Raw genomic sequence first — 7922 nt, forward strand, 5'->3', positions numbered from 1 at the left:
TTTTTTTTGATTTAATTAACTAATCGTATCACAAAAATATCGACCATCAACCATAATACGCATAACCTATATAACCAGAAAGACGCATAGTAAAGAGGCCATGACTACATACATACTTGCTGACACGACCTACCTTGAATGTAACCATCCGCTCAACTTGTTCGCCTCGGTCAACATCATATTCCGTTTTTAATACCAAATAACACGGCACATACGAAAGGCTCATACAGAAGGCTCATACAAAAGGTAGGCAACGGGCACCAAAGGCGTGGCACCCGTTCTAACCAGGCTGGAAAGGCTGATTGTTTCACATTTTTTAAGCTTACAGAACCATATATATTAACGCTTTTTTCATACTTTTGTCACAATATGAGAATCGACATCATTACAGTTTTGCCCGAAATGCTCGAGGGGTTCGTCAACGAATCCATTCTATTGCGAGCACAGAAGAAGGGATTAGCCGAGATACACCTACACCATTTGCGCGATTACACCACCGACAAGTGGCGACGCGTGGACGACTATCCATACGGAGGATTTGCCGGTATGGTGATGCAGTGCGAGCCTATTGACCGCTGTATCACCGCCTTGAAGGCCGAAAGGGAATACGATGAGGTGATTTTCACATCGCCCGACGGTGAACAGTTTAACCAACGAGTGGCCAACGACCTATCCATGAAGGGCAACATCATCATTCTTTGCGGCCACTACAAAGGCATAGACCAGCGCATTCGCGACCATCTAATCACTCGCGAGATCAGCATCGGCGACTATGTCTTAACGGGTGGCGAGCTGGCTGCGGCTGTGATGGCCGATGCCATCATACGACTTGTCCCAGGAGTAATCAGCGATGAGCAGAGCGCACTGAGCGACTCGTTCCAAGACAACATGCTCTCCGCCCCTATCTACACGCGCCCGGCCGACTACAAAGGGTGGAAGGTTCCCGAGATATTGCTCAGCGGCAACGAGGCGAAAATCAAGAACTGGGAAATGGAACAGGCCTTGGAACGCACCCGCAGACTGCGCCCCGACCTGCTGGTAGACACGCCCCACAATCCTCAAGAACATGATTGACAAACTATTAAAACTACGTTAACTTTAAAACTTATGCCTAAATTAATTGAGAAACCACAACCCTCATTTCCGGAAGCTGTAAGAAAAGGATGTAAACGACTTTTCGACTTCAATGGCCGCACACGTCGTTCAGACTTCTGGTGGTTCATGTTAGCCTACATGGTATGCTATTTCATCCTGACTAATATTTGGAAGGCTTTCCTGCCACCACTGGCTGCCGTCATCTGTAACTTAGCGGTCTTATCGCTTGCCCTTGCCATTACTGTGCGCAGACTGCAAGACCGTGGTGCCAGCAAATGGTGGGTTTTCGCAAACTATGCATCAACAGTTGTCTACACACTATATATTTATGGAACAGGTATTGGCGAAGAATTGATGAGTGTCAATGCCAGTCCAGAAGCCAGCATGGACATGCTCACCGACCCCATCTTCATCATCTCGCTAATCGTTGTCATGATTACAGGTCTGGTAACGTTTGTACTTTGCCTGCTGGATGGAAAGCCCCAGCCTAATAAGTACGGTCCCTCACCCAAATACATCATCCAAGAAGAAACGACACACGAACAGCATCTTGAAGCAACAGCATAAGCTATTGTTTATCAACAAGATACGACATCCCCTTCAAAAGCATTGACTTTGGGTGCCAAACTCAATGCTTTTGAAGGGCAATGTCAATGAGATTGGACGCCAAACTCAATGCGTTTGCGCTACGATGCCACAGCACATCAAATCAATCTGCCGAGGTCACCATCGTTCTCAAGCGACAAACGGTATGGCAAAGCATTATGACAGGGTTTCGCAGAAGGCATTGCCCAGCATAAAACCCTCTTCGTACAGCCGCTCCAGCTTATCTGTATTTTTCTCCATTCGTCCCACCTCCATGGGTCTTTCAGGGCGAATGCAAACAATTTTTCCTGTTGCTTCCAACCGCTCCACCAATTCCAGTTGCGCATTGTAGACAGCCACCCTATGGCTCAGAGCCACGCGCAGACGGGGATATTTCTTATAGATAAAATGAGGAATCTTACGGTCGCGCTCCTTACTGCGATAACCCTTGTTGCGCGTCAAGATTACCACGTTCTTAGGATGCCCCGTCTCCACGGCCCGCATTACAGGAATCGAGTCGACGATGCCGCCATCAAGCATGGGGATGCCGTCTACCCTTACGATTTTGCTAACATAGGGCAGACTGCTCGAAGCGCGCACAATGTCCAGCGAACGTTGCCGGTCTTTCACCTCCGTGAGGTACTCCGCTTGTCCCGTCAGACAGTTGGTCGTCACCATTTCGAAGGTCGCTGACCGCTGAAAATACGTATCAAAATCGAATGGTACGTATTCGTTTGGAAATTTATCGTACAACAATTCTTGATCAAAGATGCAACCCTGTTTCAGCAAATGCCGCCAACCAATGTAGCCGTATTGCGTCAAGAAGTCGATGTTAGACAAGCGCGCCCTGCGTGGTTGCCTGCTGATGTACGACATGCCGTTACACGCTCCGGCCGACACGGCGACGACATAACGAAAATACACATCATGCTTCATGAAAGCATCCAGAACACCACTGGTAAACACGCCGCGCATGCCGCCACCTTCCAACACCAGTCCTGTATTCCTCTCAATATGCATAAAAACAAGTTATTTATTGCCACAAAGTTACAATTTTTCCATCACTTTTTAGTATCTTTGCCGTGAATAAGGTTGTCGCGGATAACAAATCATTGTTTTGCAACATCCATGACAAGCCGCAACAGTTTACAACACTTACAAAAATTACCATCATGTTTGATCAACAAACTTACATAAGACGCCGTGCCCAACTGAAAAAAGAAGTGGGCCAAGGCCTCATCATCCTGTTTGGCAACAACGAATCACCTGCCAACGGCCCTTTTAACGGTTATCATCCTTTCCGCCAGGACTCGTCGTTTCTGTATTATTTCGGACAGAACAGAGACGGACTGGTGGGTGTTATCGACATTGACAACGACACCGAAACCTTAATTGGCGACGACATCGACATAGAAGACATCGTTTGGTTTGGCTCTGTAGACAGCGTCAAGGATATGGCCGAACAAGTTGGCGTGAAGCACTCGGCCCCGATGAAACAACTCAAGACCCTCTGCAACGCTGCCATCGGCAGCAAGCGTAAGATACATTTTCTGCCGCCTTACCGCCACGACATCAAGTTGCAGATATACGACTTGCTGGGCATTCATCCCAGTCAGCAGAAAGAAAGCGCCTCACTCGATCTCATCAAGGCTGTCGTAAAGATGCGTTCCACCAAGGAACCGCAGGAGATTGAAGAGCTGGAGCGTGCGGCGAAGATTGGCTATCTGATGCACACCACCGCCATGCGCCTGACTAAACCCGGCGTAACGGAGAAGTTTGTTGGTGGACAAGTAGACGGCATCGCCAACTCGTATGGCGCCATGGTGAGCTTCCCAACCATCTTCTCACAGCACGGCGAAATCATGCACGGCAATCCCTCACTGGCCAAACTTGAAGCAGGAAGGCTGGCACTGTGTGACGCTGGGGCAGAAACAGTGAACAACTATTGTTCTGACAACACCCGAACATATCCCGTTAGTGGCAAATTTACGCAACGACAATTAGAGATTTACAGCATTGTAGAGGCTTGCCACGACCACGCACTCGAAGTCGCAAAACCAGGTGTCAAATACATGGACGTACATTTCTCTGTATGCAAGCTCATGACAGAGCGCCTGAAAGAACTGGGACTGATGAAAGGTGACACCGAAGAGGCTGTTAGAGCTGGCGCTCATGCCATGTTCTTGCCGCACGGACTGGGCCACATGATGGGCATGGACGTACACGACATGGAAGCCTTGGGACAAATCTACGTGGGATTTGACGATGAAACCCGTCCCAATCTCGAACAGTTCGGCACTAATGCCCTGCGCATGGGACGCCGCTTGGAAGAAGGCTTCGTGGTAACAGACGAACCGGGCATTTACTTTATTCCTGCCCTCATTGATGAGTGGAGAGCATCTGGACACTGTAAAGAGTTCTTGAATTTTGAACTATTGGAAACCTACAAAGACTTTGGAGGCATTCGTATTGAAGACGACTTGCTCATCACCAAGGAAGGATGCCGGTTCATCGGCGAACAGCGCATACCATACCATCCAAAAGATGTAGAAGCATTTATGGCTAACAATTCAACTAAATAATTTATTAAAACTATTCAAAAACATGAAGAAAATTTTGATGTTCGCCCTTTTGGCAATTATGGCAACGGGCGCACAGGCAGGTAAGAAAAAGACAGCCCCTAAAAACAACCAGCCAGTATTTACGGTTGTAAAGCAGAACAAGATTACCAGTATCAAGGATCAGAACCGCAGCGGTACGTGCTGGGCTTACTCTACCTTGAGTTTTTTGGAAAGCGAAATCTTGAAAAAAACGGGGAAAACTTACAACTTGAGCGAAATGTTTGTAGCTCATAAAACATACGAAGACCGAGCAGAAAAAGCTATTCGCATGCATGGTGACGTTAGTTTTGCACAGGGAGGTAGTACCTACGACCCCATTTATTGTTGGCAACACTATGGCATGGTGCCCGAAACAGCGATGCCATTGCCTGGTACAATGACAGGTGACTCATTGGCAAACTTCAGCGAGTTTTTCGCTGTCATGACGCCTTATGTAGAAGCCATTGCCAAGGGCAAGCAGAAAAAACTTTCTCCAGCATGGAAAAAAGGATTGATGGGCATTCTTGATGCTTACCTTGGCAAAACTCCTGACACATTTACATACGAAGGAAAAACTTATACTCCACAATCATTTGCGGCAAGTCTTGGACTGGACATGAACGACTATGTACACTTCACCAGCTACACACATCATCCTTTCTGGACACAATTTGCTGTTGAGGTACAAGACAACTGGCGTTGGCCTTTGAGCTGGAACGTTCCTATTGAAGATATTTGTAACATCATTGATAACGCTATCAACAATGGTTATACCGTAGCATGGGGCGGAGATGTTTCTGAAGATGGATTTACACGCAATGGTTTAGGTATTGCTTACGATTTGAAGAAAGCCCGCGACCTATCTGGAACAGACGCTGACCGCTGGGTGAAGATGTCCAACTCCTCAAAGAAAGCCAAAGCAGATTCTTTAGGTATCAATGCTCCTGAAGTTGTTCCTACACAAGAGATGCGCCAAGAAGCGTTCGACAATTGGGAAACTACCGATGACCACGGCATGCACATCTTCGGCATCGCTAAGGACCAAAATGGCAAAGAATACTACATGGTAAAGAACTCTTGGGGCGAAAGTGGCAAGTACAAAGGTATTTGGTACATGACCAAGGCTTTCGTTGCTTACAAGACCATGGACTTCATGGTGAACAAGAATGCTGTTCCTGCAAATATCCGTAAGAAATTAAATATCTAAATAACGCTTCAAATTGATCTTGAAACCACGATAAGAAAGACCGTTTTTCTATACAGGAAAAACGGTCTTTCTTTTTTTATGCCTCAGCCCTTTGAAGAAAACAAATAAGCACTGCGCTCATCAGCTTTCCAAAACATACTCTCACGATGCAGATAGATGCAGACTGCATCAGACGTTTTCATTAACAAAACAGAAGAAAGCGACATTTTCTTATAACCTTACTAAAAGTGTAATTTTCAAAAGAAAATCGCGACCGCCGAAGGCGGTATTTAGGAGCGGGCTCTTTGAAAGAGCCCGCTCAAAATAAAACGATCGGGGAGACTACTTGAAAGGCTGCGCTACAAACCCATTGAAGCGGTAGCTGTTGCTGCCAAATTTCACTTCATCACTGCTGAAGAACAAGCTGAACGCTTTTTCTTTACTGAAGGGATCAGAACTTGACGACCAGTAGAAACCGTTGGAACCTAAGCTGTAAAGCGCACCATTGTACCAAAAGCCCAACGCAGGGAGGAAGAAGTAATCATCAATCTTAGCTGGCTTGCCGGATGTAAGAGTACCACTTTTCTCGAAGGAAGAAGTAGAAACAACGATACCGTCGGGATAGTACCGCTTTAAGTCAGAAAGCGTCTTGTGGACATCATTAGCGATAACGCTGAGCTTCTTCAACCATATACCACCGGTATAAGTATTGCCTAAAGCCGTCCAAGTTTTATCTTTATCCCAATGAGCATCACCATATATTACGTACCAAGCAAGTTCTTGGGAATTAGGAAGCTGCTTGAAGAGGGGATTGGAAGCCCCGATAGAAACACCAGTACCACCTCCTTCATTATACCAACGAGCACCATCGGCAGACTTAGACTTAGGATAACGGGGGTCTCTTTTACTATTCTCTCTTGGCTGCCAAGGGTTATCAGAGTCCCACTCATGACCTGACCAATAGTTCTCTTTAGCATCCCACATGTAATAATTGTGACCGCTGTAAAGATCTGTAGCACCAAGACTTACGGAAATATCACAAATCTTATTGGCACCAAAGTTATGTGATTTATAACTTTTGGTCATTGTCATAACCTTATTCTTTGTGTCTAAAATTGTATATTTTACTTTCAAGGCATGTGTGCCTGGAGCTATAACTACATAAACCGAATTATCAATGTTTGGCACTTCAGCTGTTTGATTCGCAAGCAAAAGACCATCATTACCTACGTGAAGCGTAATAGTCTTTGACTCATTTGTACCCGTAGCGGAAAGACCTGTTTGAGTAAGATCATAAGTACCAGCAATATTGTTATCAGAGGTTATCTCTATACTTTTAATCTTATAGTTTTTGCGTTGTTCCTCAGAAGTCATATAGGGAAGGAAGCAAAGATAAGAGGCCTTGTGCGCCAAGTCGAAACGATAACCGCTCTTGCCTGCAACGATAGTCTTCGTTGCCTTTGCCACACCGCAATCGCCAACGGCACCAAAATGCTTGGTGTTGTTAAAGGCTACCTGGGTCTGATTGCTGGCGATAACAACTTTCTTTTCACCGGCACCAGAGTTAGTACCACAATAGTACACATCGTATTGGCTCTTAGCGGTGTAAGAACCACCTACAAAGAATGTAGCACGAGCTACAGCATCATTGATAGTATTCTGACTCTTATACAACTTATTATTATCGGCCTCTACATAGATCACGTCTTTAGGTTCCCAAAGGAAGGCTCCTTGACCACGGAGGGCGTTACGATTCATAGAGGTGCGAGTGAGAAAGCCAGGGACTTCTGTTGAAATTTCAGGAGTACTAAGCTGCATACGCTCCATAGGAGCCTCTGTTACGATACCTCCTGTAAAGGCAGTAAGCTGGCCATTACTATTACTATTACTATTATTATTACTATCAGCACTCTCTTCGTTAGAACAGCTGCACATCAGCACAGATGCAGCAACGAAAGCAGTAAATGAGACAAATAATTTTGTTTTCATCTGTATCAATTGTTTATAAAATTAATTCATTAAAAATGGTTATTACGAATAAAGTATTTAAGAGTTGGGCTCAACTAATGAATGGGGAGATCATTCACATCCTCATCTTCAAGAAGATCGGAATCGAATTCAGCATCCTGATGTCCACCATCCAAAGGACTTCCAGCACAGAGCGAATACTCTACTGCAATGCAAACTATATTAGGACGAATGTAAGCCGCCTTGACAACGGCAGCACTGGTTTCTGTTTTTCTCATAACGTTACAATAAATTTTTAATATGACTTTTAATTTCGGAATATACTACCCATAAAGGAATACAAGGAATTACCTCCCAAAAAGAGACACAAAGCTTCGCTACGCACTAAAACATAATGCGCAGAAAGAGGTATAGTATAAGAGAAGATATACCTTATATATATGAGAGAGAGAGAGAGAGAGAGAGAGAGAGAGAGAGAGAGTAATAAA

The 7922-nt window shown here is 45.3% G+C and carries 7 protein-coding genes; 4 read left to right on the forward strand and 3 right to left on the reverse strand.

Translation table 11 applies throughout. The features are described from left to right. The first annotated feature begins 369 nt into the window (after positions 1 to 369). Entirely contained in the window at positions 370 to 1074 is a 705-nt protein-coding gene (gene trmD / locus HMPREF1254_RS09080) for a tRNA (guanosine(37)-N1)-methyltransferase TrmD (RefSeq protein WP_023058373.1), read from the forward strand. Between the two features lie 33 nt (positions 1075 to 1107). Further along, entirely contained in the window at positions 1108 to 1662 is a 555-nt protein-coding gene (locus HMPREF1254_RS09085) for a DUF805 domain-containing protein (RefSeq protein ID WP_023058376.1), read from the forward strand. A 195-nt stretch (positions 1663 to 1857) separates the two neighbouring features. On the opposite strand, the gene HMPREF1254_RS09090 is transcribed toward HMPREF1254_RS09085, so the two are convergent. Then, entirely contained in the window at positions 1858 to 2700 is an 843-nt protein-coding gene (locus HMPREF1254_RS09090; protein ID WP_023058380.1) for a patatin-like phospholipase family protein, read from the reverse strand. A 152-nt stretch (positions 2701 to 2852) separates the two neighbouring features. Here HMPREF1254_RS09090 and HMPREF1254_RS09095 point away from each other — a divergent pair, with 152 nt between their 5' ends. Together HMPREF1254_RS09095 and HMPREF1254_RS09100 are read left to right on the forward strand one after the other, a co-directional pair. Further along, complete coding sequence (locus HMPREF1254_RS09095) at positions 2853 to 4262, forward strand: aminopeptidase P family protein (RefSeq protein WP_036891209.1); 1410 nt, start codon at positions 2853 to 2855, stop codon at positions 4260 to 4262. 22 nt (positions 4263 to 4284) lie between these two features. Further along, positions 4285 to 5487 carry an aminopeptidase C gene (locus tag HMPREF1254_RS09100; RefSeq protein WP_023058375.1) on the forward strand — a complete coding sequence of 401 codons (1203 nt, stop codon included), beginning with the start codon at positions 4285 to 4287 and terminating at the stop codon, positions 5485 to 5487. Positions 5488 to 5808: 321 nt separating this feature from the next. Here the strand turns inward: HMPREF1254_RS09100 and HMPREF1254_RS09105 are convergent, their stop codons facing one another. Next, positions 5809 to 7455 (reverse strand): hypothetical protein, encoded by a 1647-nt coding sequence (locus HMPREF1254_RS09105; RefSeq protein WP_023058378.1) that lies wholly within the window; start codon positions 7453 to 7455, stop codon positions 5809 to 5811. Positions 7456 to 7529: 74 nt separating this feature from the next. Next, on the reverse strand, positions 7530 to 7712 hold the full coding sequence (locus tag HMPREF1254_RS09110) for a hypothetical protein (RefSeq protein ID WP_023058377.1): 183 nt from the start codon (positions 7710 to 7712) through the stop codon (positions 7530 to 7532). Positions 7713 to 7922 lie beyond the last annotated feature (210 nt).

Source organism: Prevotella sp. BV3P1, assembly GCF_000479005.1.
GTDB lineage: Bacteria > Bacteroidota > Bacteroidia > Bacteroidales > Bacteroidaceae > Prevotella.